This window comes from Streptosporangium sp. NPDC023963, assembly GCF_040639135.1.
In the GTDB taxonomy this organism is placed as follows: Bacteria; Actinomycetota; Actinomycetes; order Streptosporangiales; family Streptosporangiaceae; genus Streptosporangium.
The window spans coordinates 49,548-72,178 of the sequence record NZ_JBEZZK010000022.1 but is presented as its reverse complement, the minus strand read 5'-3'; the positions used below and the strand labels follow the sequence as shown (position 1 = coordinate 72,178).

The 22,631-nt window shown below is 66.5% G+C and carries 30 protein-coding genes; 3 read left to right on the top strand and 27 right to left on the bottom strand.

All coding sequences use genetic code 11. The features are described 5' to 3' along the window. Window positions 1-4: 4 nt before the first annotated feature. From AB0F88_RS40145 to AB0F88_RS40095, 11 genes are all read right to left on the bottom strand, one after another. Window positions 5-1,561, bottom strand: a complete 1,557-nt coding sequence (locus tag AB0F88_RS40145) for a hypothetical protein (RefSeq protein WP_362696601.1) — start codon at window positions 1,559-1,561, stop codon at window positions 5-7. Between the two features lie 79 nt (window positions 1,562-1,640). Next, window positions 1,641-1,982 (bottom strand): hypothetical protein, encoded by a 342-nt coding sequence (locus tag AB0F88_RS40140; protein WP_362696599.1) that lies wholly within the window; start codon window positions 1,980-1,982, stop codon window positions 1,641-1,643. Then, window positions 1,979-3,718 carry an ADP-ribosyltransferase gene (locus AB0F88_RS40135; protein ID WP_362696597.1) on the bottom strand — a complete coding sequence of 580 codons (1,740 nt, stop codon included), beginning with the start codon at window positions 3,716-3,718 and terminating at the stop codon, window positions 1,979-1,981. The genes AB0F88_RS40140 and AB0F88_RS40135 overlap by 4 nt, the downstream gene beginning before the upstream one ends. Window positions 3,719-3,769: 51 nt before the next feature. Then, a complete protein-coding gene (locus AB0F88_RS40130; protein ID WP_362696595.1) occupies window positions 3,770-4,843 on the bottom strand; it encodes a hypothetical protein in 1,074 nt (357 codons plus the stop codon). 11 nt (window positions 4,844-4,854) lie between these two features. Continuing rightward, window positions 4,855-6,546, bottom strand: coding sequence for a hypothetical protein (locus AB0F88_RS40125; RefSeq protein ID WP_362696593.1), 1,692 nt, complete (start codon window positions 6,544-6,546; stop codon window positions 4,855-4,857). A gap of 18 nt (window positions 6,547-6,564) precedes the next feature. Then, a complete protein-coding gene (terL, locus tag AB0F88_RS40120) occupies window positions 6,565-8,049 on the bottom strand; it encodes a phage terminase large subunit (RefSeq protein WP_362696591.1) in 1,485 nt (494 codons plus the stop codon). Window positions 8,050-8,059: 10 nt separating this feature from the next. After that, window positions 8,060-8,629, bottom strand: a complete 570-nt coding sequence (locus tag AB0F88_RS40115) for a hypothetical protein (RefSeq protein ID WP_362696589.1) — start codon at window positions 8,627-8,629, stop codon at window positions 8,060-8,062. Window positions 8,630-8,772: 143 nt separating this feature from the next. Next, window positions 8,773-9,702: a hypothetical protein gene (locus tag AB0F88_RS40110; protein WP_362696587.1), complete on the bottom strand. Its 930-nt coding sequence runs from the start codon at window positions 9,700-9,702 to the stop codon at window positions 8,773-8,775. A gap of 92 nt (window positions 9,703-9,794) precedes the next feature. Beyond that, entirely contained in the window at window positions 9,795-10,031 is a 237-nt protein-coding gene (locus tag AB0F88_RS40105) for a hypothetical protein (RefSeq protein ID WP_362696585.1), read from the bottom strand. A gap of 23 nt (window positions 10,032-10,054) precedes the next feature. Next, the gene (locus AB0F88_RS40100; RefSeq protein WP_362696583.1) at window positions 10,055-10,210 is read right to left on the bottom strand and encodes a hypothetical protein; all 156 of its coding nucleotides are present in this window, start codon (window positions 10,208-10,210) and stop codon (window positions 10,055-10,057) included. A 76-nt stretch (window positions 10,211-10,286) separates the two neighbouring features. Beyond that, on the bottom strand, window positions 10,287-10,589 hold the full coding sequence (locus tag AB0F88_RS40095) for a hypothetical protein (protein ID WP_362696581.1): 303 nt from the start codon (window positions 10,587-10,589) through the stop codon (window positions 10,287-10,289). A 164-nt stretch (window positions 10,590-10,753) separates the two neighbouring features. On the opposite strand from AB0F88_RS40095, the gene AB0F88_RS40090 reads away from it, so the two are divergent. The 3 genes from AB0F88_RS40090 to AB0F88_RS40080 all read left to right on the top strand — a co-directional run bounded on the left by AB0F88_RS40090 (window position 10,754) and on the right by AB0F88_RS40080 (window position 13,264). After that, a complete protein-coding gene (locus AB0F88_RS40090) occupies window positions 10,754-11,638 on the top strand; it encodes a hypothetical protein (protein ID WP_362696579.1) in 885 nt (294 codons plus the stop codon). Between the two features lie 27 nt (window positions 11,639-11,665). Then, window positions 11,666-12,034 carry a hypothetical protein gene (locus AB0F88_RS40085; protein ID WP_362696577.1) on the top strand — a complete coding sequence of 123 codons (369 nt, stop codon included), beginning with the start codon at window positions 11,666-11,668 and terminating at the stop codon, window positions 12,032-12,034. A 906-nt stretch (window positions 12,035-12,940) separates the two neighbouring features. Next, window positions 12,941-13,264, top strand: a complete 324-nt coding sequence (locus AB0F88_RS40080) for a hypothetical protein (RefSeq protein WP_362696575.1) — start codon at window positions 12,941-12,943, stop codon at window positions 13,262-13,264. 631 nt (window positions 13,265-13,895) lie between these two features. Here the strand turns inward: AB0F88_RS40080 and AB0F88_RS40075 are convergent. From AB0F88_RS40075 to AB0F88_RS40000, 16 genes are all read right to left on the bottom strand, one after another. Then, on the bottom strand, window positions 13,896-14,354 hold the full coding sequence (locus AB0F88_RS40075; protein ID WP_362696573.1) for a hypothetical protein: 459 nt from the start codon (window positions 14,352-14,354) through the stop codon (window positions 13,896-13,898). A gap of 3 nt (window positions 14,355-14,357) precedes the next feature. Beyond that, window positions 14,358-14,579: a hypothetical protein gene (locus AB0F88_RS40070; protein ID WP_362696571.1), complete on the bottom strand. Its 222-nt coding sequence runs from the start codon at window positions 14,577-14,579 to the stop codon at window positions 14,358-14,360. Continuing rightward, window positions 14,566-14,859: a hypothetical protein gene (locus AB0F88_RS40065; protein WP_362696569.1), complete on the bottom strand. Its 294-nt coding sequence runs from the start codon at window positions 14,857-14,859 to the stop codon at window positions 14,566-14,568. The genes AB0F88_RS40070 and AB0F88_RS40065 overlap by 14 nt, the downstream gene beginning before the upstream one ends. 63 nt (window positions 14,860-14,922) lie before the next feature. Next, window positions 14,923-15,147 (bottom strand): hypothetical protein, encoded by a 225-nt coding sequence (locus AB0F88_RS40060; RefSeq protein WP_362696567.1) that lies wholly within the window; start codon window positions 15,145-15,147, stop codon window positions 14,923-14,925. A 38-nt stretch (window positions 15,148-15,185) separates the two neighbouring features. Then, complete coding sequence (locus tag AB0F88_RS40055) at window positions 15,186-15,422, bottom strand: hypothetical protein (protein WP_362696565.1); 237 nt, start codon at window positions 15,420-15,422, stop codon at window positions 15,186-15,188. Beyond that, complete coding sequence (locus tag AB0F88_RS40050; RefSeq protein WP_362696563.1) at window positions 15,422-15,724, bottom strand: DUF6221 family protein; 303 nt, start codon at window positions 15,722-15,724, stop codon at window positions 15,422-15,424. The genes AB0F88_RS40055 and AB0F88_RS40050 overlap by 1 nt, the downstream gene beginning before the upstream one ends. 30 nt (window positions 15,725-15,754) lie before the next feature. Beyond that, window positions 15,755-16,069 carry a hypothetical protein gene (locus AB0F88_RS40045; RefSeq protein WP_362696561.1) on the bottom strand — a complete coding sequence of 105 codons (315 nt, stop codon included), beginning with the start codon at window positions 16,067-16,069 and terminating at the stop codon, window positions 15,755-15,757. Between the two features lie 176 nt (window positions 16,070-16,245). Beyond that, entirely contained in the window at window positions 16,246-17,199 is a 954-nt protein-coding gene (locus tag AB0F88_RS40040; RefSeq protein WP_362696559.1) for a hypothetical protein, read from the bottom strand. A gap of 167 nt (window positions 17,200-17,366) precedes the next feature. Continuing rightward, on the bottom strand, window positions 17,367-17,612 hold the full coding sequence (locus tag AB0F88_RS40035; protein ID WP_362696557.1) for a hypothetical protein: 246 nt from the start codon (window positions 17,610-17,612) through the stop codon (window positions 17,367-17,369). After that, window positions 17,609-17,872, bottom strand: coding sequence for a hypothetical protein (locus tag AB0F88_RS40030; protein ID WP_362696555.1), 264 nt, complete (start codon window positions 17,870-17,872; stop codon window positions 17,609-17,611). The genes AB0F88_RS40035 and AB0F88_RS40030 overlap by 4 nt, the downstream gene beginning before the upstream one ends. Continuing rightward, entirely contained in the window at window positions 17,869-18,180 is a 312-nt protein-coding gene (locus tag AB0F88_RS40025) for a hypothetical protein (RefSeq protein WP_362696553.1), read from the bottom strand. The genes AB0F88_RS40030 and AB0F88_RS40025 overlap by 4 nt, the downstream gene beginning before the upstream one ends. Then, window positions 18,177-18,845: a hypothetical protein gene (locus AB0F88_RS40020; protein ID WP_362696551.1), complete on the bottom strand. Its 669-nt coding sequence runs from the start codon at window positions 18,843-18,845 to the stop codon at window positions 18,177-18,179. The genes AB0F88_RS40025 and AB0F88_RS40020 overlap by 4 nt, the downstream gene beginning before the upstream one ends. A gap of 3 nt (window positions 18,846-18,848) precedes the next feature. Further along, on the bottom strand, window positions 18,849-19,136 hold the full coding sequence (locus AB0F88_RS40015) for a hypothetical protein (RefSeq protein ID WP_362696549.1): 288 nt from the start codon (window positions 19,134-19,136) through the stop codon (window positions 18,849-18,851). Between the two features lie 287 nt (window positions 19,137-19,423). Then, a complete protein-coding gene (locus tag AB0F88_RS40010; protein WP_362696547.1) occupies window positions 19,424-19,645 on the bottom strand; it encodes a helix-turn-helix domain-containing protein in 222 nt (73 codons plus the stop codon). Between the two features lie 134 nt (window positions 19,646-19,779). Continuing rightward, window positions 19,780-21,363 (bottom strand): TROVE domain-containing protein, encoded by a 1,584-nt coding sequence (locus AB0F88_RS40005; RefSeq protein WP_362696545.1) that lies wholly within the window; start codon window positions 21,361-21,363, stop codon window positions 19,780-19,782. A 411-nt stretch (window positions 21,364-21,774) separates the two neighbouring features. Continuing rightward, window positions 21,775-22,323 carry an HNH endonuclease gene (locus AB0F88_RS40000; protein WP_362696543.1) on the bottom strand — a complete coding sequence of 183 codons (549 nt, stop codon included), beginning with the start codon at window positions 22,321-22,323 and terminating at the stop codon, window positions 21,775-21,777. Window positions 22,324-22,631 lie beyond the last annotated feature (308 nt).

The following is a 22,631-nucleotide window of genomic DNA, read 5'->3' as shown; positions in this document are numbered from 1 at the left end:
TGGATCAGCCCCGTCCCTGCGCAGCCGTCACAGCGGCGCTCTCAGCCATGCCCATACCGGCGAACACGCCGGCGAGCTCCTTGTCGATGTCGGCCTCGGACAGCTCACGGCTGTCGGTAGCGCCCAGACCGCGGGGCATACCCGCGCCGGTGGCCTCGGCCAGGGTGGCGACGTAGGTCGCCTCGTCGGTGATGGCGCGCTTGATGGCCTCGCCGAGCTTGACGGTGTCGAGGTTGCCGTCGTCGGTCGTCGGCAGGTCCCGGCAGATCGACTCGGTGACCCGGCCGTGAGAGACCGTGTGCAGACCCGACGTGGTCAGCGCCTCAGCGACAGCGGCGCGGGCCTGGCGGTCGTTCTCCAGGCGCTGCGTCTGCTTCGCGGCCTCGGCGAGCGTGGCCTCCAGGGCGGCAACACGGGCAGCGGTCGCGGCGTGGGCCTCGGTGAGTGCCGCCTGCGCGGCCTCGGCAGCCTGGGTCGCTTCGGCGAGCTGCGTGGTGAGCTCACGCTCACGCGCGGACTCGGTGACGTCGGTACCCCGGTCCGGGGGCGCCTGCTCCTTGTTGGTGCTCCCGGTCATCGGGGCTCCCTCCATAGTGGTGTTCTCGGTCATCGCGGCCTGGTCAGCCTTTACGGGGTCTGTCCAGGGATCGCGCTGGTACAGGTGGGGGCAATCGGCCTCAACGCGGGAGGTGAAAGCCTGCAGGCCCTCACCGATCGCGGAAGACAAAGCGAGTCGCTCGTCTCGGGTGAGGCGTCCGTCGCCGAACATGTCGTCGGCGAGGCTGGTGAACATGAGGTGGATGCGCGATTCGAGCCAGTCGCCGACGTTGCTGGACTCCTTGGCCTTGAGGAAGGCAGGCAACTTGCCCTTCTTCTTCTCGTCCTCGTCCTCGTCCTCGTCCTCGTCGTCGTCTTCGGTCTCGTCATCCTCAGCCGGGGCGTCGTCTTCGTCGTCCTTCTTCTTGAAGGGCGGAGCGAGCCCTGCTGCTCGGGCGGACTCCAACAGAGCGACGAGTTTCCCGCCTGCTCCTGCTTGGGTTACGAAGTCGACTGAGGCGGCCTCGGTGAGGCTCGTGACGATCGGGCCGCGGACGCCCTCAACCGTGGATGCTTCGACGGTGCCGGTGGCGCGGATGCTCATTCCGATGTCGTCAGCCATGGCCTCAATGACGGGCGCCCAGTGCGGGTACACCTCAACGGTCGCGTACAGGCCATCCCCCTGGTAGGTGGCGGGGCTGGCCAGCCGCCCAGCGAGGTCGCGGACGGAACGCTCAGGGCGTTCGTACGCCTCGGTGACACCCGGATGATCGAGGTACACCGGGAGCCCTTCGCGGAACACGCTGGCGTGCTGGGTGAGCATCGACGCCGGGTAGTAGCCGGAGCTGCCCTGAATATCGCCAGCGATCAAGCGGGCACGGAACCGTCGACCCTTAGGTGCTTGCCCGCCGGCGGCTTCAGTGAGAGAGACCTGCTCGCTCAGAGCGGCTTCGGACACCTGCTCCTCGTCTATCTCGTCGCCGGGGACGAGTTCGCCCGCGCCCCACGCGAATCGGTCAACCACGGGCACTCCAATCGGAGGTGGAAACGCGAAAGCCCCGGCCGTGAGTGGCTCGGGGCTTGTCGGACGTGCGGGGGGAGGGTCAGGCGTCGGGTCCTGCGGCCGGTTCCTGGAGCGTGCCGACGGAGGCGTACAACTTGGGATCGAGCAGGTCGGACGCCGGGACGTTCTTGGCGTAGGCGTCGCGGTGGATCGCCCACACAGCCGAACCTGCCTTACGCCCGGCGGCCCCAGCGACCTCGGCCGGCGTGAATCCCGCCGCGGCTCGGTCGTCGGTCCACACGTGGCCCAGCACGTGCCCGCCAGGGGTGTTCAGCGCGGCTCGGCGGACCGGGCCCGCAGCTTGGTAGTCGTAGATGTTCGGGGCGTGAGTGACGCGCCCGGTCAGGCCGTCATCACCCCACCGGGGGTGCTCGTCACTCACAGGTCCTCCTCGTAGCCGCCGGAGTCGAGGTACGCGGCGTAGTCGGCATAGTCAGCGTCGGTCATGCCGTCGTCAGGCAGGCTGTCCACGCTACCGACGGGAGCGCTGTCACCGCTACCTGCCGAGGGGATTCCCCATTCGGCGCCCGGAGCGTATCCAGTCTGGGCGTCCCCTGCCGGATCAGGTTTCCAGTCCGGTCCGGGCTGGAAACCGGTGGGAACGGCTTCGACTTCCACATGCCATTTGCCGTCGACTTCGTAGGCGTCATGCACCAACAGGGAGGTGTTGCGGTCCAGCAGCAGTTCCCGCTCGTCGGGGTATTTACTGATGGGCATGGCGTTGATCGCGTGGTGTCCCTTGGGGACGCGCATCATGAGACGGACCGGCTTGTCGTCGAACGCTGCCTTGCCGCCCGTGGACGTGCTGAGGTAGGAGTCTTCGGTGGCGACCTTGCCGATCAGGGACCGCATGCTGGCGGGGTTACCGAGGTCAGCGCCGAGCCGCTGCACGTAGTCAGCGCCGACGCCGCGGTGCACGATGACGTCCTCAGGAACCGTCGATTTCGCCATGGCCGCGTCAATGCCGTCGATGATGCTTTGGGTTTTCGGATCCCGCTCAGCGTCGGGGTTACGCAGAGCGAAGTTGATGGCGGTGTAGTTGCTGCCGGTGTAGTTTTTCACCGCAGCCCGATCAGCAGCCGTGAACGGCTTCTTTTTCGGGTTGGGCATCTTCTCTTCGAGCCACTCGGCGCCTTCGCTGTGCGTGGTGTGGCGGGTCGCGTCCCGCATACCGGGCCGCCGCTGTCCTTCGGGAGCGGCCGGCGCCTCGGGCGGTTGCGTGTCCGCCTTGGAGTCAGCGGCTTTCGGCTCAGCCGGAGTCTCCGGAGCAGCCTTGGCCGGTGTCTTCGCGGCCGACTTCTTCGGCGCCGCATCAGCCTTAGGCGTGGCCTTCGAGCCGTGAGGCACGAATTCCATCCGCACATGCGGCTGACCGTTCGGCCCGTCCTCCACCGAGACAACGTGGAAGCGGCCAGACGACGGGAGGATCATCTCCCCGTTGGCGCCGACCGCAGCTTTGGTTCCAGCGGGAAGGTCAATCTCCACGGTGGCGCCCTTGGACGTCTTCTTCGGCGACAACGAAGCGGACACGAACCCCTTGTCACCCACGGTGGCGCCTGGCTTCAGGCCGGCAGCCATCGCCGCGGTCATCGTGCGGTGCACCGTCATTGGCTCAGTCGTCGGCGGCGCTTTCCGGATGGCGTCGATCAGCTGCCGGTTCGCTCTCGCGGCCTGCGCCATCTCCTCGTCGCTGTACTTGTCGTCCTTGACGCCGTTCTTGCCCTGGGAGCGGAGTTGGGCGTTCATGGCGCCGTAGTCAGCGCCCTGGTAGCCGCTGATTGCCCGGCTCTGCGCCGGGGTGAGGCGCTGCTTCCACTCGGCGTAGTGGTTGTCCTGCCACGTCTTGTCTTTCGCTGCCGGAGAGGATGCCTTCGCGGCAGGTGTTTTCTTGGTCGCGGGCGCTTTCTTCGCCGCAGGGGTGGCGCTGCTGCCGGCCGACGTGCCCGCGGCGGTCTTGCGTGCGGCTGGCTTACTGCCAGCGGACTTGCCGGCGGCGGGTGTGCTCGTCTTCGCGGTGCTGCTCTTGGGCGACGGCCCACCAGACCCGAACTTCCCATCCGATGCCCGCGGGTGGAGGTCTTCGCGCCAGGCGCGCTCCACGAGGTTCCAGATGTCCACGAGAGAACGGCCCTGATACACGTCGGCCCCCCTTTGCTGGCGAGTCGACGGTCAGGCAGTGTTCTGCTTGGCGATGCGTTCGAGGTCACGTACAGGGCGGACGCCCCAGGAATCGCGCCATTCGGGGGTGGTGCGGAGCTGCGGCAGGTCCGCCCATTCGATGGCGCCAGCGTCGAGGAGTTCGAGGCGCCGGCGGCCCATGATGGCGAGGCGGTCAGCGTCGGGAAGGGAGTCGAAGACCTCGCGGGCGTCCGGGGTGACGTCCGCAGGTTCGTCGATGTCGAACCCGAGGTCCGCCCAGCTCTTCGTTTTCGGTGTGCGGCTGCATCTTCCTTGCTGGTGATCGATCGGCCCTGGCTCGCTGAGCGGATGCACGGTGCCGTGGAGCGCCCAGCACGACGGACAGGTACGTGTGCCCCGGTGAAGCTCGGCGTGCCACACCCAGCCGTCGAGGATCGCGCCGTGGTCTTCCTGGCCGATCTCAGCGGCTTGGCGGTGAGCGTCGAGCACTTCGGTTCGGGCGAGGTTCAGCGCCCGGGTGAGGCCGCCATTGAACTCGCCTTCGAGGTTACGGACCATTCGGGCCGCGGCGGTGCGCGGGTTATCCCCCACGACAACGCCGCGGATCAGTTCCCGTTTCATCGCCGCGGTCGCCTCATCAGCGAGCGGCCAACGTGAAGAGTTGATGCGCTCCGCAGTGCGGCGGACGATGGCGTCTACGGTGTCGGGCTGCTGGCGGCGGTACCGGGCCGCGGACGCGAGCGTGGAACCGTACGGAAGCTGTGAGGCGATCAACTCGCCCTGCCCGTCCAAGGCCAGGCGCGCGGCCTCCGCGGCGCCGGCCACTGTCAGGTTACGCACCAGAGCAGCGAGCCGGGCCAGGGCCGCGGCGATGACCTCCAGAGCGGACATCGCGCGGGCAGTCTGCTCAATCTGGCGACGCGATGGCCACTGACCGTCACCTACCTGGAGGAGTTCGGCGATGCCCGCGGCGACCTCCACCGCCATCTGATCCCAAGCCCGAACCCACGCCTCAACGAGGGAGCGGGTAATGCTGTCAAGAATGGATCCGACAGCGCGGCGCATCTGCTCGACCAGGGCGAGCGTTTCGGGGGTGATGGCCATAACCACCCCGCTTACGCCTCGGCCGGTTCCAGCTCTAGCTCTTCGTTGTCGAGGTCCTCAGTGGGAGGTTCGCCTGCCAGCAGGGCAGCCGGGTCCTCACCTCGACGGAAGGCATCTACTGCGGCTTGGCCGGTGCCCTTCGCTGCGCCTTCAGGGGGGACGAACTCTCCGCGTTCCCCGGTGAGGGTCTCCAGGATGGAGTCTGCGTCTCGTACGCCGAGCGCTTCTAGAAGGAGGCGGACGATGACGAGTGGCGGCATGTAGCCGGTGCCGTCGGCCTTGACGATCGCTTCAATGACCGCGGATGGGTCGAGGTCGTCGATGTCGGGGAAGGACACGTCGAGGGTGCGGTCGGTGTCCTGGGCGAGCTCAACGATTTCGCGGCCGTCTTCGTCGCGGATGACTGCCCCGTCGAGGCTTCCCTGGGGTGCCTTGACGGCTTGGTCGATGACGTAGTCGAGGATCTGCCGCATGGCTTCGCCCCACACGGATCGGCGGAGTTCCATGCTGCGCTCGGTCGGCGTGTCCAGTGTCTCGGCGGTCGCCCTCGCGCCGGTGGTGCCCGGGTCGCCGAGGAGCATCGTGACCGGCACGTCGAGTGCGGCAGCGACCATCGCAGCCAGCGGCCGGCCGGACTCGCTGTCGATCGAGGCGCCCGACTTGGGGACGGCCTCCAGCATCATGTCCGGTGTCATGAGAGCGGTGGCGCCAGCGTGCTGCGGCTCCCCCGAGTAGCGGTCCGTGGCCGGCGCCGCAGCGAGGCGGGTCCGGGCGGCGGCTTGTTTGCTGCCGCGCGACGTGAGCTTCCAGGCAAACCGGGACAAGCTCTTGATCAGCTTTGCCCAGTCGGTTAAAAACTCGCGGTACGCCTGCGCCCAGTCGACTGCGGCGTACGCGTCGGGGATGCCGAACTTCCAGCCCAACTGGGAGTTGACGCGCACGTGGTAGACGGGGGCGTCCCACATGACCTCGGCGAGCACCGTATCCCCGTAGGTGGGGAACGACAGGCGTCGGGGCTTGAGTGCCGGGTTGTAGCCGAGCGCCGGGTAGTAGGCGATCTTCCGTTCCTGGACGATGCCGGTTCCGGTGCGGCGGTCCTGCCACCACTCGCGGCGGTAGAACCACGGCTCGGACCGATCTTCGGGGTTGCAGACGACGTCGGTGATCTCATCCCACGGCAGCGTCCGCGCCTGCACACGGCCTGTGGTGGGCCGGGTGAACAGGGCAAGGAAGACGTTGCCGTCGGTGAAGAGTCCACGTTCGAGCTCTTCGTGTGCCTGGTCGCCGGTGAGGGTGCGCCGGTTACTGGGGTCGTTGAGGAACTTCTGGATGACGTCGTTGACGTCCTGCTCCTGCTCGCCCGTCGCCCGGGCACTCACGCTGACGCCCTGACCCCACACGTAGCTCGTCCGCAGCGACAGGCCGCGACGCAACAGCGGGTTCTTGATCGCCATGATGCGGCACACGCTGGAGATTTGCTGCAAGCCCTCCCGCGTGAACTCCTGCTCCGCGAGGGCCGTCATGCGCTGCCAGCCCGGCTCACTCATCCGCGCCTGCAGATCAGCGAGCGACTCCGACAGGTGATCAACCATCATCCGCTCGGCACGCACCTGCTCGGCCAGCTCAACCCGTCCAGTGGCCCGATACCAGGTCTCCCTGATCGGTCCAGCGATTCCCTCACGTAAGGAGGCGGCAAAGCCCACAGTCGCCTCCTCGGGTGATCAATACGGGGAGATTTCGTATCCGCTCGTGTCGTCGTCGAGATCGTCGGATTCGATGATCAGCGAGCCGGACAGGATCGGAGCCAGCAGCATGCGGTGAATGGCCTGCGAGCATGCGTCCACCTGGTCATCGTGGGAACCATTCGGGAACGAGGCATGCTCGTCCTGGAATGCGCCCACCCACGGGCACACTTCAGGGCTGGGCAGGTAGATGGAACCGGCCTCGATGAACGGCGTCACCGCGCGGGCCCTGGACTCCTTCGACCCATCCGGCTCAACCGGGATCAGGCCGGCCACCTGACGGCTCAGCGAGTTGATGACCGCCGTGCCGTTAGCCTTGTCCTCGATGTACTTCGCAGAAGCCTGTGGCCACTTCGCGGCGAGCTGGCGTAGAGCCTTGCAGGTGTCGACGAACGACAGCCGCTCGTGGACCTGGTCGAGCAGGAACAGCTCCAGGCCGTAACGGGCCCAGACCTGCCCCACCACGTAGTCGCTGGCTGCGGTGTCCTTGAACGCCATGTCCCAGCTCATGCAGACCTCGTCCGCGCCAGCCACCCAGCGGGAGCCGTCAGGGCGGACGATCCACCGCTGCCCGTGGTACTCCTGCCACCATTCCCGCAGGAAGATGTCGCCGCTCGCAGGAGAAGGGCGCCCCTGGTAGAGGGCGTTCCACGTGCGGGAACCGACTTCGAGCTTCTTGGTCTCCCACTCGTCGAAGCTTCGGCCGCGCGCCGATCGGAGATACTCCCCTGGTTCGCGGCCGAGGAGATCCGTCTCGCCCTTGTTCGGGTCGTGGTCGGCTTGGGCGGGGATGTTGATGACCCGCCACCGGCCGGTGTGGTCTTCGGCTTTCAGCCAGCCGGTTAGGTCGTCGTCTCGCCACCGGGTTTGAACGATGACGACGAACGCGCCGGGGCCGAGGCGTGGGATCGCGACCTCGGTCCAGAAGTCGCGGACGGTTTCCCGCCACGCCTCGGAGTCGGCCTGCTCGCCGTCCTTGTACGGGTCATCGATGATGAGCCCATCCACAGGGCGCGAGGTCAAGGAGCCCTTGATTCCGACGCAGTAGACGCCGCCCTGGTGGCCGGACACTTCCCATTCGTGGGCGGCGGAGGAGTTGGGGTTGACCGCGAGCCCGAGGGTTGTGCCGTAGCTGGTGATGTCGTCGCGGATAGCTCGGCCGTGCCGTCGAGCGACCCCGTGGGCGTAGGAGACGATGGCCAGTCGCAGCTCTGGGTTTTGTGTCAAGAGCCATTCAGGGAAGCGGCGCGAGATGCGAACCGACTTCCCCTCCTGCGGGGGAACGCTGATCATGAGGCGGTCACATAGACCGTCGGCCACGTCAACCAGCGCTTCGTCGATGAGGTCAAGGGCGGGCGTCTGAACCGTCTTGGGGTCGAGATCTCGGGCGAGGAATCCAGGGGTGGCCCAGCGCCGGCGCCGCTCCTCGAAGTCCGAGGCCACACCTTCCATGAGGATGGTCACAGCGTGACTCTCAGTTCATGACCGAGAAACGCCGGAATTCCTCGGGCACCACGATCGAGATCAAGGCACGCTGCTCCGCCGTGAGGTTGAGTCGGTCGAACACCGCCCGCAGCGCTGCGGACACCTGCCGAGCTTGGTCCTCTTCGAGCTTCACTCGCCGCTCTTCGATGCCGAGCTTCGCCATGTCAGTGAGCGCCCGACGGTACTCGGCCATCATCCGTTCCCACGCCTCAACGAGGACATGGATACGTCGTACGAGGTTGCCGTCGGTGTACTCCAGTCGGCCTTCGGCTTCGATCTCGTTGACCCACTCGCCCAGGACGTCAACGGCTTGACGCATCCGGCCGACGATCCGCATCAGCTCCAGCACCGGGTTCTCCACAGGAGACGCGTCCGGATCGGCGAGGAGCTTCCGCACCAAGGCTCCCGCCTCGGCCTCGACAACGCGGCGCTCGCCGGCAGCTTTCGACCTCGCGGTAGTGGAGCCATGCATCCGGCAGGTTTTCCTACCGAGAAGCGCCTTGTTCTGACACTGCTCCCCTGAGCGCTTGGACTTGGCCGTGCACTGTTGGCGTTCCACGGCTCACCTCCAAGGGGATTCGGCAGGCGGACTGAGGTGCATGGGGGTCTCCCGGGTGTGGGCGAGGACCCCGGGTCCGGGAGGGCTCGGGGTCCTCTACCTCCGGTGTACGGCCGGAGGGTTCTGGTGGTGGGGGCAAGTAGTCAGCGGGTCCACGCGTAGACCTTTTCGCCGCCGATCAGCGGAGCACCCTCGGGACCCTTGATGTGCGGGGCGATCCACACGGGGCGGTGAACGCCGCGCGAGGGGTAGTACTGCTGGCGCCAGTGGCCTCGGACGATCCATTGATGGTGGTACTCGCGGTCCGACTCGCCATGGTCAGCGCTCGACTTCGCTCTCCGAAGGGTGATCACCCGAACGCGCGGCGGCTCGTAACCCTGCTTCTGGAGTCTTCTGCGCGCCGGTCGGTCGTATCTGGCGTCCTCAACGCTGGCGATGGGCTGCTCCATCAACAGCCACGTGGCCTTGAGAATTCTCAGCCATCCCCTACGTGCGCTGTTGTAAGGCGCACCCTCCCGTGCTTCTCCGTACGCGCCATCGTCTCCGAACGGGACCTGGGCGTTGCTCAGTGGCAGGAGGCGCGGCACGCTTGCCATGGCGGTTGCAAGGAAGGGGTTCACCGCCTCGATGGCTGAGGTAAATGTCTTGGACTTGCCGCTGAACCATGTGATCCAAATTCCGGGGATGCCGCCGTACACAGGTGCGAGAGGCCCCCATGACGCGGCCCACGTCTGAACACCATCTGGATTTCCCGGGAAGAGAAGCGGCGACTCGAAGTAGATGAAGCCGCACCGCGACGGAACATCTTCGTGTGCGAGCGTGAAATCCGGCATGCTGTCAGCTGCGGAAGACGCCAGGTCTGCCATATCTCCGCTGACAAAGTAGAGGTCAGCGGCCGATAAGCGGTCGGTTTCTTGCCGGTTCTCGCGGACCGTGTATTCGACCCAATCGTCGGAGATCTTGCCGCTGCCCGAGCGCCGGAGCCCTTCCCTGATGCCCTCCGGCGTCACTTTGCGCCCATGGTCGGCGAGCTGAATTCGCAGGGCTGGTAGGTCGATGGGGCGGATGTTCATGGTCTTCTCCAGGAAATGCGAAGACCCCGAGCCTGGAGACTCGGGGTCTTCTACCTGCGGGGATCAGCCGCAGGACGTGTGAACTTCGGGGGTTAGTCGTCTTCGCAGGTGCAGGCGAAGCTGGGCTTGGTCATCTCGGTGGCTGCGGTGATGAGTCCGAGCTGGTCAAGCCAGCTCGTTCCGGGGCTGGTTGAGATGGAGATGCCGACGTTGCCGTTCTCATCCACGGTCTTGGCGAGAAGGATGACGTTGGCGAGGAGAGTGCCCTCGTCGATGTCGAGGTGAAGGTTGAGACCTTCGAGGATGGGCGCGGCAGGCTGACAGGCCACTCGGGGGTCCTTTGGTCGGGGGGTTAGTCGGTGATGATGTCTGCGCCGCCCGCGAGGACGAGGCAGAAGAGAGCGGCGCAGAAGAGAGCGGCGACCCATGACCTCTGGATTCCGGCGACGACGGCGGCGGCTCCGAGGAGGATGAGCGCGAGGAGGGTGAACAGTCCGTTGATGCTCATGCGGTTCTCCGTTTTCTACATCAGTTCATGATCGTTCTATCGACTCCGCCGCAGGTCGCATCACATCGAGCTGGGATTACGTGATCTGGATCGGGTCGCCCTCAAGGACTGGCGTCTCGGATGAGGTGGTGACTCGCACCCACGGGACCTTCGTGCCGGGTGAGGCGCTGAAGTCGAATGAGCTGCCGGGCCCGATCTTGACTTTCGCGACCGTTGCGCCGTCGTCGTCGACGTCCCACTCAGCAGCCACCCACGACGTGGGGCGGATGCCGTATGCGGTGACGGACATCTCCACCGGTAAGGCGTTGAGGTCTTCGTCTCCGTCGACGACGACGGGCAGATACTCGGCTGACTCCCTCGGATACTCCGCGATGGCCACCGCACTCCTCCTACGTGTCGGCAGACCAGCTGCGAGAGGACCGGGCAGACCACGCCCGCCGGGGTGGGGTGGTCGTGGACCAGGCTCGGCGTGATGGGCCGAGGCGGATCGTGATGTCGCCTGCGGGGTCCGTGGTGGACACCGCAGGGCCGGGGATGGTGGACGTGGCCGCGACCGTGGCTGGTCTCGCCGTGGTGGTGATGCTCGCGGCGGGGATCGTGGTCGTGGCCTGCACCGTCGCCGGGTGGGCGGTGACGATGGTGGTTGCGGTGGTGGTCGGCGTCGGGATCGCCGCCGTGACCGTGATGGCCGAGGCGGTGATCGAGGCGCCAGCCGAGGTGGTGGGCGCCGGGATCGCAACCGTCGCGGTGACGGTCGCTGGTGAGGCGGTCGTGTTGCCGTCGGCGGTGACCTCGGGCAGCGGGATGCTCGTGGTCGCCGCGACTACCGCGGGGCTGGCTGTGGCGCCTGTGGTGGAGGCCGGGCTCGGAACGAGCGCAAACGCCGCCACAACGGGCGGCGAGGCGGTGGCCCCGGTGGAGGCCCCCGGAGCGGGTACCGACGCCGTAGCGGCGACCACAGCCGGGCTGGCCGCAGACCCTGTGGTGATGGTGGGCGACCCGACCGAAGCAACCGCGGACACCACGCCGGGGCTGGCCGTGGTCGAGGATCCCGACTGCACGCCGGGCGCCGGGATGGACGTTGTCGCGGCAACAACCGTCGGGGTGGCGGTCGAGTCCGAGGCGATAGTGGGCGCCGGGATCGAGGAGCTCGCGGAGACCGTGCTCGGGCTGGCAGTGGAGCCTGCCGAGGTGCTCGCCGCGGGCACCGTGGACAAAGCCTCGACGACTGCCGGGGCTGCGGTTTGGCCGACGGATGCGGTGGGCGCCGGGACGCTCGCCGAGGCAGCGACTACCGCAGGGTTCGCGGTGGTGTTGCCCGCGGCGCTCACCGACGGTGTCGGGATCGACGCGGCAGCAGAGACCACGGCCGGGGTGATGGCCGAACTGGTCTCCACCGTCGGAGTGCCGACGCTGGCCATGGCCTGAACGACGGCCGGGGACGATGAGGCGCCGGTGGTCGTCGTCGGGGCCGGGACGCTCGCCTGGGCGGTCACCGCCGATGGTGAGGCGGTGGAGCCCGTAGACGTCGCCGGGGCCGGCACGGAAGCCGTGGCGGCAACCGTGGCCGGGTTGGCGACCTTCTGGGCGAGAACCGATGGGGACGGGATGCTCGTGCTCGCGGAGACCACGGCCGGTGAGGCTGTAGCGCCCACAGACGCGCTCGGAGCCGGGATGGAGGCGGAAGCCTGCACCACGCCGGGTGAGGCTGTCTTGACGGCTGTGACCGCCGGAGCCGGGACGCTGGCCGACGCCACAACCACCGAAGGGGTAGCTGAGGTTCCCGCCGACACCGACGGGCCGGGGACCGAAGCGGTGGCCTGAACCCTGGCCGGAGACGCCGTTGAACCCGTGGCCGTGGTGGGCGCTGGGATGCTCGCCGCAGCCGAGACGACCGCAGGGGAAGCTGAAGAGCCCGTCCTGGTCGACGGCGACGGGACGCTCGCCGTAGCGCTGACCGTGGTGGGCGCCGCTGTGGAACCTGCCGACACCGCCGGAGCCGGAACAGACGACGTGGCCGCGACTACCGATGGGGTGGCGGTCGCGTCTACCGGAGCCGGAGATCCGCCGCCGACCGCGACCGTGAAACCAACCTCGTAGCTGATCACATCCGAGGCGACGAACTCCTCGTCGTCGGTCGGAGCGCTCGAGGTGAGCTCTCGGGTGGCGACGGCTGCGCTGGTGTAGGAGCGTGACTGGGCGTCGCCCTGCTCGTCATACCCTGCCGGGGCAGTCCACGAGATCGGCTCAGAACCCACCTCAGGCATAGCGGCGGCGAAGCGGAACTCCAAGCTCAGGGCGGCGTCTGGGGTGATGCCCGGCGAGATGGAGATCGTGGCGGTGCCCGCACTGGACTGGGCGACTACCGGGGTTGCTTCAGGGTCGGCGTCTTGGATGGCGGCGAGGAAGACGACGCCGTCAGCGGCCGAGTTCTGCGTGAAGTCGTACGTCGAGGGCTCAGACGCGCCAGCGACTTTCCACCAGAGTTTGACCTGCAGCGTGGACGTGCCTTCGGTGTAGTCGTCCAGCAGCTGCCAGGTGGTGCCGCCGGTGGGGGCGGGCATGTCGGACAGGTCACCGGAGTCAGCTGCTTGCAGGGCGAGGAGAACGTCGCCCTCCGTGGTTCCGGCGGGTTTGCCGACGGGGCTGACGTCATCGATGGTGGTTACGGTGATGACGTCTCCGCGCAGGGTGGGCGGGAGAGAACCGTCAGAGGTGTCAGGCTCCGGGATGGACGCGGCGGCGGCGACCACGGATGGGGTTGCGGTCGAGCCCGTGCGAGTCGCCGGTGCGGGAATAGTCGCGGACGCCGCCACCACGGCGGGGGCGGCGATCGTCGCAGTCGCTACCTGCGGGGCAGGAACCGACGCGGTCGCAGCCACCACGCCAGGGGAAGCGGCGGAGCCGGTGCGGGTCGCAGCGGCAGGCACCGACGACAACGCAACCACCACGGGTGGGGTGGCGGTAGCGCTGGTGCTGGCCGACGCCAGCAGTTCGAACGCCGCCCACTGCCAGTCCGCGCCGCCGCTACCTGCCGCGTCGAAGTTGAACTGAACGACAGTAGAGGCGGATGCGGTGTTAGCTGCTTTACGGACAGCGAGAGCCGAAAAAGACGAGGTGTTCGCGGCTGTTTCGTCGTCGCTGCTGGTGGCGGTACCGAGGGCGTTGTGGTCCTGGGCGGCGGCGAAACCACGCGACCCTGCCACGGTGGACGTGTAGCCGTTGACGGTGAGGTTGTTCGTGCCGCTGGCGCCTGTACCGCCGCTACCTGCCGGAGATGCCAGGTCCGCGCCAGTAGCGACATCAACCTTGAGCGCTATGGCGGAAGTGCCGGCGGCGGTCACTGTGGCGGTCACCGTGATGTTGGTGGCGCCAGATGGGCACGGAGCTGTCCAGACTTCCGAGTAGAACGGGTTGTCAGCCGACTGGCGGCGGCGCGTCCACGTCAAGCCACCGCCGGTGATGGTGGGCGCCACGCCGGAGAAAGCGCTCACCATCGCGACCAGCACCGTGGACGCCGGAGGGGAGAACGCCGCCGTAGTCGCCGTCAGCGAGCCGCTGTTGGAGACGATCGCCGGGGACGATCCGTCAATCGCGATGGGCACGCCCGGACCCCCCTACCGTTCGGGGCCGGGCAACAAAAAACCACCCGGAGGTGGCAAGGGCTACGACACGTTTACGCAGGTCACGGGACCAGGTCGACGTTGAACCATCCGCCAGCGGCAACCTGAATTAGGAGCGTGCCGTTGGACGTGCTGTAGTCGGCGCCGAGGTTGGCCACGACGATCCCACTCTTGGGCGAGAGCACGTTGTTGTAGATGAGCGCGCCTCGGGCGTTCGTGATCGTCGAGGACGCCCAGGACGGGTCAGCGGAGTCGAACGTCATCACGCCCGAACTGCCAGTGAGCGTGGTCGAGGTGATGACCAGGCCGCCTGCGGTGTAGCCCGTGCCTGACACCTCGTTGGCGTTCCACACGCCCGCCCCGTACGCGGCGTTCGCAGTGGATGCGTCGAAGTCCGGAGTCACACTGTTCGTGAACAGGGCAACCTTGAGTTCGGTCTCCGACTCCAGGTCGATGTCCAGGTTCGCGGAACCGAGCGCAGCGATGATGTTGTTGACGAAGATGCCAGCAGAGATCGCCATCCGTCAGCCCTCCTCGGTGGTGTTGCTGACGAAGGCGTCGCCGCCGACCGTGACTTCCTCAGCGCGGGTGAGAGATCGGGCCTCACGCAGGGCCTCAGCGGCGGCTCTCACGGCTTCCTTGTCGCCGGACGCCTTAGCGGCCAGCAGGTCAGCTTCGAGGTCGGCGAGCGCTTCGAGGGCGTCGGCCTCTGCTCGCAGTTGGGCGGCGCGGTCAGCGCTGGACATCGGTGCTCCCTTGGAGTGCGGATGCGGGAATGGAGGCGTGGACGGTCTCCACGGATCGGATGCGTACTGACTGCTGGTCGGCGCCGTGCTGCACGACGTCGTTACCGAGCTGGTCGGTCGTGGCCTTGAAGCGCCGGCCGTCCTTGCCGTAGCCCTCGCGGACCACGTCTCGGGTGGCGTTGCTCCAGCCCTGAGGGCGCGTCTGCGGGCTCTTGTCCCGCAGCCACTCCGCGTAGGTGAGGCCCGTCTCCGGGGTCCAGGCGGTGGGCGAGAGAGCCAACGGGGACCTCCTCGGCGCACGACAAAAAGGCCGCCCAGTGGACGGCCTTTCAGGGGGATCGGGTCAGGTCAGCTTGGGGACGTGGTCGTAGTTCTCGCCAGGCAAGCGGAGGATGTCGTCCAGCGGTACCCACCGCTCGTTGACGTGCCGGGTCGGGCCGATCATGGTGTCCCAGAAGATGAGGGCGAGCCAGGTGTCGGCGTCCGTCAGGCGGCGGGCTCGCACCCATGCCACCCGGTCACGGAACAACACCATCGGCGGGCGCGGCGGTAGCCCTGACTCGTCCACGAGCGCAGACTATGGGTGGGCGCCGACAAAAGCCGAGGTCAGATGGTGCCCTCGTAGAGCACGTCAACAGAGCCGTCTAGATGGCGGATGACCCGGTAGCGGCGTCCCTGATGGGTGAGGACCTGTACGCGGTCGGCGCTCTCGTCTCGGGTGAACTGGAGACCATCGTCAACCACGACGCCTAGGAAGGTGCTTGCGGCGATTTCCTCAACGGTGGGCGCGTCGGGGTTGTGTGCCCGGGGCACGAAGTAAGCGCGGACGCTGCTGTCGTCCATCAGTCCACGTCCTGGGCGCCGACAGCAGCCACGTAGTCCTCGTGCTCCGCCCACACCTCAGCGAGTATCAACACCGAGAACCTCAGACCGGGATACCCCTGCGTGTGCGGGCCGCACCGCTCGAACTCAGCGAGGATCCGCCGCTTGGCGCCGAGGTCGCGGAGCAGGCGCGCAGGGTCAGCGCATCCGCAGTGACAACCGGAGCAGCACCCGCCGTACTCCTCGATCTGCTTGATGTCCCGCTTAGCCTCGTCGAGGCGGGCGGTGATGAACTCCACGATCGGACTGCTCTGGCGGGTCATGGGCGTGCTCCCTGGGGGACGGGAAGGGGGTCAGGCGCGTATCCGGGGATCAGTCACGAAGACCACCCGGGACTCGGGTTCCTTCGGCTGAATGTTCAGCATGACCTTGGGTGAAGCCGCCCCGCTCAAGCTTTTCGGCTCGCTCTGGGCGGTCGTGATCAGACCGTCAGTGAGGAGAGAGTCCACGACCGCGATCATCAGGTTTTTGTTCGCGGCTGGCACGTCCTCCCACGGGACCGCGCTCGCCTCACGCGTCTTGTAGTTGAACTTGGGGGCAAGACGCTCATACGCCTCGTGAAAGGCACGGGCGACGTTCTCGGCGGTCTGGTTATGCGAGGCACTCATCGCGATCTCCAGGGGGTCGGGGGTGGTGCCGGGCGGGCAGCGAGCCCAGCGAAGGCCGCAACGGCCACAAAGACCTTCTAGTGATCATCCGTGTCCTGCCTTGCCGCCCGCCCGGAACTTGCTCGGCCCGACCGCGCCAGATGTGGACCTGTACGGTCGGGCCGAAGATCGTGCGACTAGGAGAGGCAGGGAGGGAGTTCCTCCACCACTTCGACGAGGTCGCCCTGCTTCGTCCACCTGCGGTGCCCCATCTCGGGGTCGAAGTCCCAGTAGTCGCTGTCTGGGTCTCGCTCGGTGTCGAACCTGGGGTCATCGGCAGGGAGCGCCCGCTTGATGGCGTCACCCATTGGCTCGTTGGGGCCAGAGTGCCCATGTTCGCGGGCGTGGTTGCGTAGGCGGAGCGCCTCGGTCTGGACCATCGTGATGAGGAGATCTTCGATCATGTCTATGGGAGACATGGCCAGGACGCACTCCAGGCAGCATCCTTTGGCGTCGGCGACTTCGCACAACGCATCCCAGAGAGCATTCGCTGCTTCGGGGGTGCCTGGGTCGGTCTCGGCAGAGCGCACACCGTAGTTGTACGAACCATCAGGTCGTCGCCCGAAGAGTTCGGCGATGTACCGACTTGCATTACCGTGCCACTGATTGACAGCGCCATCCTTCGGCCGCGACGACTCCCACGCAACCCTCTGGAAGCCTTCGACGAAGGCTTCCGCCTTGCGCTCGTTCTCAGCGATCTCTTCGAAGGTCGCGAGTTCCTGAGGCAAGCCCTCCGTGAACCGAAGAACCCGCTCGTAGCTGATTCCCTGGAAGTACTCCCGACCGGTCGGGCGTGCGTTCCTGGCACAGAAGTCGATCATCTTGGCTTCGTTCGACCAGCGATCCTTGTGCGGCTTGGAGATGTAAGCCCGGCTGACACGAGCGTTACGAAGGTGCGCCTCTTTGGGGTAAGAAGCCAGCCGACGTCGCGCATCAAGCGCGTGCCCTACCTTGATCCATCCGTCGCTGAACTCGACGATGTAAACGAAGCCTGCGTTCTTGCGCTGCGGGTCACTCTGGATGGGGTGGGCATCCTCAAGGGACCAGCCCGTCCATTCGACACCGGCGAGAGAGTAAGTACGCTGATGCACGTCAGCCTGCTTTCCCAGGTTGGCGACTGACCTCGACGGGCGGCCTATCACAAACGCCTGTCGGGGTCTTTTTTGTTGTCCAAATTCTACCAGTCCGAGGTGCCGCGAACTGGGCCGAAAACCGCTTCCCGGGCATTCTGGTTGAGCAATATGCCCAGGAAAATGGATCAGGTGCAGGCAGATCGCTCAGCCTGGCGGGCGTCGGCTCGGGCTTCGTCTCGCTGCCTCACCACGACCAGCACGACGTACAACCACAGCACATCAACCAGTCGAGCAAGCGGAACCGGCCAGCCCGGTACGAGGCTGAGCAGCGCCGCGAGGGCCCAGATCGGCACCATGACGCGGATGAAGCTGGCGGCTTCGCTGGTGGGCGGGTCTGCGAGGACCCGCCAAGCACGACGGAGGACGCTCACTCGACGTCTCCGCTCGCGACGATGGTCAGCCCGTGCTCGTCGAGGTCGAGCAGGATGCCGTCTGCGAGGGCTTGGACGTGGCCCTCGGCGAGGAAGTCGGCTTTTCGGAGGGAGGCGGTGAGGACCTGCCGGGCGGTCAGCTTGGGCGACGGTGTCACGGCGCGGGCGCTTCGACGCCCCCGGTAGAAACTGACGAGCATCGCAAGCCTGTTGGATGCCACGCCCGGGTCCTCGTCGGGGTGGGTGGTCCTGGCGCTCACTTGGCCACCGCCAGGAAGGTGATGTCCACCGTGTCAGTGCAGCCGCCGCAGGTCATGCGGACCGTTCTGCTGTTCTCCGTCGCTGAGAGAAGCGCGGACGGGGACATGTCGTTTCCGCAGGAGCAGCGCACGCTGATGGACTGCTCGATGCTGGGCTGCTTCGGCGCGGGTCGGCTCTGGCGAGCGAAGGCGGCTCTCGCGATCCGCTCGAACTCGGCGGGATCTCCGTTGGGCGGGACGACGTGGATCTCGTAGTTCGGGGTGACGTCGTCGGTCTGGGAGCCTCGGTGGCGGCGGAACAGCCTCACATCCAGCCCTCTCGCCCGTCGGGGCCGATGTAGTCAGGCGGTCTCTTCGCAACCGACGTCTCTCGGTAGGGCCCTTTGTAGACGGCGTCCGAGGCGTCATGCACTGCCATCCACAGCTCGTAGCGGGCGTGGACGTCAGCCTCGGCCCACTCGTCACGCATCCGGTCAACAGCGCGGGTGAGGGTGATCACTTCGGGCGGCAGGCTGGCGAGCTCTACGGGTTCACCTTCGCTCGATTCCTCGACCCGCTGCCCAGCTTCCCGGAACTGTTTGAACACCGGGCGAAGCTTCTCGCTGACGTTCTTGAAGTCCGCCCGGAGCGCCTCCACCCGCAAGAGGTTGATCGCTACGTCTACCGGGGTGTCATCAGGTCCGGGCACGCCGTGCGGGAGCGGGAACTGCGAGGTGAGGAAGTCTTCCAGGCGGGCGACCTCACGGTCAGCGAACCCAGCTTCGGCGGGTTCTGCGTACCGGTCTACGACCTCGGCCGTGTCCTCAGTGACAAAGACTGCCTTGGCCCCGCACTCGTCGCGGAACTTGTGCCAGCCCGCCATGAACTCATCGGGCGAAAGCGGCGACCGCCACTGGTCCACGACGAGCGCGAACGGCTCTTGGACGTCATCGCCGACGACGACTGAGGGCAGGGGAAGGATCTGGATCCGCATCGGTCACTCGTCTCGGACGGGAGGCAGCGAGGACAGAGCTACGGTCTCGACGTGGGTGACGAACTCCTCACGCGCCGCGTCTACGACTCGTTCGCCGTCAGCGTCGAGGGTGAACACCGTCACCTTCGCGTACGGCTTGTCGCCGCCTTCGTACACCTCGCACCGGTTGCCGCTATCGGGATCGATGCCTTCCGACCGAAGCCAGTCGAGCACCGCCAGATACGGAGGCGTGCTTTCGAGGCCGAAGTCCTCGGGGACGCCCACGACGAGGTACGGCTTCACTGCGTTCATTGCTTCTCCAAGGGGGTTTGGACGTTTGTGTGGTCCGGCTCTTCCGGCGACCCCCCGCACAGGAGAGCCGGACCACGGTGCGCGGCGATCGTGTTCGTCGGGGGACTCCCACGTTCAGCAGTCGCGCGGCACACCCACCCGCCAGGGCAAGGGTGTGCGTCTTGAAGGGGCTGGCCGGCGCCTCGCGCGCAGCCGACCAACCCCGGGGGCTCGACACGGCACGGGGAGCACCGCGGAGCCCGGCGCCCACCCGCCAGAGGGGCGCCGATCGGGAAATCTAAGGGAATCTAGGCCGCGACGTTCTCGTGCCGGCGCGCGTGCTTGCGGGTCTTGAACTCCGCCTTGGCGACGTCGAGTTGAGTGAACAGCATCTGGCCGTGAACGTCCTTGCCGACCGGGGCGAGATGCTTCCGTCGCACCCATTGGCGGATCGCATCGGGTTTCACGCCACACAACTCGGCCGCTTGGCTCGTGGTCACGTACACCGTTTCGGGGTCGTATTCGGCCAAGGAGTCACCTCCGAACACGAAAAAAGCCCCCACCCGGGATTTCTCCTGGATGGGGGCATAAGTCTCCGTGACAGATCATGACGCGTCACGGCGAAATCTGCAAGTCCGTGTCACAAGTACGGCGTTTCAGCAGGTCAGAACGGCCATCCCGAGTTCTTTCCCGCCTCCAGCAGCGGGATCAGCCGGAACGACGCGTCGGAGAAGCCCCCGAACTCGTGGCGGTTACCTGAACCGGTGGGCATGGCGGCGTGCCGGTACCCCTGCAGGTTGAAGCCGTACATCGGGATGTGATTGGGCGCCGACTCCGTGACGCCAGTTGCGTAGTACCCGCTCATGGTCTGCATGTCGGACAGGATGACAACCCGGTCGTGACCCTTGTAGGTGCGCTGCACTGACGCAGCGATCTGTGTGCCATGGCCGACCTCGCCGATCCGCCCGCAGAACCGGTCCATCTCCCTCAGGACGGAGGCGCCCTTGCCGACGTCGTGGCGGAACACCCCGTCAGCGAAGCCGTACAGGTCGACCTGCTCGCCGCGGGATGCGAGCGCCACCCCGAACAGCGCCGCAGCCTGGGCAGGCGTGACGGTGGAGCGCTCGGAGACCGCACCAGACGTCATCGACGCCGACGTGTCCACGAGGACGAGGGTGCGCCCGCCGAACGAGGGCACGTTGCCCGTCGCCAAGGTGAGCGCCTTGTCGAGGGCGTGGCCCCATCGCAGGCTTGGCGCGTTGCGGTACGCGGAGTAGAAGCGGAACGGCAACTGCCGCGACCGCGCCACCTCGTCGGCGTCGGCGATCTTGGCGATGATCCGGTCCGCCACCTCATCAGGCAGGCCCGCCTCGTCGAAGTTGCGGAGGTTGCGGATCAGCGCCATGTAACCCATCGACGGCACGACCGCAGCCCACGCCTCAGCGTCCATCGGGCCCTGCAGCCAGCCGGCCAGCGCCTCCCACGTCATGCCCGCGGACTTCAGCCACTCCGGGTTCGCCAGAACAGCGCGCCGCTCCCCCACCGGCAGGGCGAGGAGTTCCGCGCGGGAGCGCAGCATCCGCAGCGACTCAGGGATCGGCTTGTCGCGGCCGTGCCGGCGGTCGAGGGCGTGGGCGAACAGGTCGCCCTGCCAGAGCCGCTTGTCGTCGTGCGGGGTGGGGTGGATGAGGTCGATGACGTCGCCGAAGCGGAAGCCCTTGCTGTCGCTGTCGTACTTGGCGAGGTTCCGCTCGGTGTACAGGCGCTGGACGGCGTCGGCGACGCCGCGCTTGACGGGCTTGGGGATCGCCCGCCCATACGTGGACGTCCAGTAGGCGAGGGCCTCGCCAGGCTCGTCGGCGCGCTGGATGACGCTGTTGACGAGCTGCCGGTTCAGGCCATGCTCGCCCACGGCAAGGCGGGCCTTGACGGACTCCAGGGCAGCGACGAGCGGCGCGGTCCGCATGTTCGCCTCGTTCCGCAGCCACGGCAGGAAGCGGGCCATCCACTCGCCGTCCTCGACCGCGACCCGGTGGACGAGCCGGCGGAACCGGTCGTCGCGGTCACCGGCCTTCTCGTAGAAGGTGTTCTCGCCGACCATGTTCGACACCGCGAGGAGGAAGAGCTCGCCCTTGGCGTCGCGGGCGTATCCGGGGGCGCCCTCGTGGGTACGGCCGGAGGGGGTGCGCTCGGTGGTGATCGGGCTGGAGACTGCCGGGCGGGTGGCCGTGGTGTTGAACTTGGACATGACGAAGCCCCTCTCATGGTCGTTCGAGAGGGGCCTCGTTCAAGAGTTCACGCCCGAGATCAAGTCGGCGACGGTGACGGACTTGTCCCAGGACCCTCGGCCGGAGCCGAGTGCAGGTGTCGAACCTACCTATGTCTCATTAGCAGTGAGAAGTAACCGTTTGCCTGCGCACCGAGCGTGCTCTGAAGTTGTTCCCTCCCGAGATCAAAATGACGACGGTTTGTCTCGATCGGCCGAAGCCGACTGCTCGCCATGAGCGGCTGGAAGCGAGCCCTTACGGGAGCTTGCCAGCGGGAATCGAACCCGTGTTGAAGTAACCGCTGTCGTCGCACCGGGAAGGTGCTATCAAGTTGTTCTTCCCCGAGGTCAAGAGTCGGCGGCGGGCTTGTACGAGCGCTCTACCAGCCTGAGCTACCACCCGATGACCTGCGCACCCTTGCCCATATTGCAGACATGGCACGCAGTAACGAGGTTCCCTTCCTCTGTAAGCCCACCTCGACTCTTCGGAGTCACATGGTCGATGTGCAGGATGTACCCGTCACCGGGCGCTCCTCCGCAGTAGACGCATCTGAACCCGTCGCGAGAGAGGATGTGAAACCGCAGCGCCCATCCGACCAGCCGTTCATCATCAGCAATGCCCGGTGGTGTCGGAAGGTTTGGCGCTAGGCCAGCCATCTCAATGGCCCTGTTGAAGGTGCCGAAGTGGTGAGCTATCGCGCCGCTCTTCAGTTTCAAGCGTGTGTCTACGTCCCGCTTGCTGGGGGTGCGCCCCAACTCCATGGCCAGGCTGGAGAGTAACTGGAGAATTTCCTGGTCACTGTATCGCCGAGGCCGCTTAGCTCCAACGATGTTCGCGACGTTGACCTTGTTTGAGCATGATCGACTGCAGTACTTCGCGGTCGAATGCTTGCTCTCGAAAACCGCTGCGCACTCGCTGCGCTTGCAGATAAAGGATCCCACTGTTTAATTGTATAGCCGGGTGGGCAGGACTTGAACCTGCGACCAATCGTTCCCATTGAAGTATCCGCTGCCTGCGCACCGGGGAAGGAAAACATTCAGTTGTGAGCTTCAGAGATCAGAATCGGCATCCGGCGTAGTTTCACCAAAAGAAGTAGCCGGTCGCCATTCGCACCTGAAGCGCTTCTCACGCTATCGGGAACCGTGACGCGTCACACCCGAGTTTCCGCCGGACCGAGAAATGTCAGGCGATCGTCGCGAGCGATGACCTGACATCTTTGGTTCTCTGCCGGTGGGCGCGCTTGGCGGCA